The following is a 233-nucleotide window of genomic DNA, read 5'->3' on the forward strand; positions in this document are numbered from 1 at the left end:
GCCTGCGCGGAGTCCCGGGCAAGAGCAGGTTCGGCCGCATGTACCGGTTCGGGCGCAAGCACCGGGTCGACAGCGAAGCTCGGTTCGCGCGGGGCGCCGGGCTCGGCCGCCGGTTGCGTGGCCGCCGCGCGACGCGCCTGGGCAGGATTGCCCGGTACGAGAACCTCGTGCAGCACCGGGATCGAATTGTCGTTGGAATCGGACACGTGCGCTCTCCGTGTTTGAGTCGAAGC

At 70.0% G+C, this 233-nt stretch carries 1 protein-coding gene; it reads right to left on the reverse strand.

The genetic code is table 11. The features are described from left to right. Positions 1–206 (reverse strand): DUF2486 family protein (locus SB771_RS37365; RefSeq protein ID WP_410722326.1); only part of this gene is annotated, 206 nt, incomplete at its 3' end. Positions 207–233: the final 27 nt, after the last annotated feature.

The sequence above is a fragment of the Burkholderia sp. SIMBA_051 genome, from assembly GCF_046534915.1.
In the GTDB taxonomy this organism is placed as follows: Bacteria; Pseudomonadota; Gammaproteobacteria; order Burkholderiales; family Burkholderiaceae; genus Burkholderia; species Burkholderia ambifaria.